Raw genomic sequence first — 797 nt, 5'->3', positions numbered from 1 at the left:
CCGCACAGCTGCAGCTCTCGTTCGATGACATCTTCCCGTTCCTCGTAGCCATAGAACTTGTCTTTGTGGTAGGTGAGCTTGAAATAATGCTCGTATCGCTTTGGAAGCTTGTATTCTCTGCCTTTTATCTTGTCCATCTCGGCTTCCATTCTGTCCAAATCAGCTTCCAGTCTAGCACGCTCGCTAGCCTGCTTCTTGGCCTTGTAGTAGATGTGGAAATAGCGGTCAGTGTCGTCATCCGCGTACAGCTTGGCTTTAACCGTTATGCCATAAGTCCGGTAAGCCTTGATGGAGCAGGCTCTCTTTGATTCGAATTCACCCATGTGCTCCATGATCAAGCCGTGTACAAAGGAGGCCCTGCCTTTAACCATCATCACGAAATCATAGTCGCACGAGTCCATGAATTGGATGTTAGCCTTACTGAAGTATCCACGATCAAGGATGAGACCTATCTTCTTATAGCCGTAGCCGCGAATCTTCTCCAGCATGTATTTCAGCTGCGAGACATCCACGATACTGCCCGGGTAGCTCTCGTAAAGCAGGGGCTTCTCATTGGTCATGTCGTAAGCAATCGAGTAGTTGATGATTGGCGCGCCAACGTCATTCTTAGGGTGACCGTATTCCGCCATCTCAATATCTCCAGCCTTGCAGTTCTTGTTGGTGGAGTCATAGGAAACGTAGATTTTCTCGTTCTTGTCGTGGGTGGCGTTCCAGCTGTTCAAGAAGTCGACCCTGTCATTATCATCGATCTCGCGAATGAAGCGCGAGATTGTAGAGTCGCTGTAAATCTTGTTCTG

Annotated in this window: 1 protein-coding gene; it reads right to left on the bottom strand. The window is 48.7% G+C overall.

All coding sequences use genetic code 11. The features are described 5' to 3' along the window. Positions 1-797 (bottom strand): transposase (locus OCH80_RS10145; protein WP_404540644.1); only part of this gene is annotated, 797 nt, incomplete at both ends.

The sequence above is a fragment of the Lactobacillus sp. 23-2 genome (assembly GCF_044902225.1).
Lineage (GTDB): Bacteria > Bacillota > Bacilli > Lactobacillales > Lactobacillaceae > Lactobacillus > Lactobacillus absianus.
The sequence above is the reverse complement of the archived record's forward strand: the minus strand, read 5'-3'. Positions and strand labels throughout refer to the sequence as shown.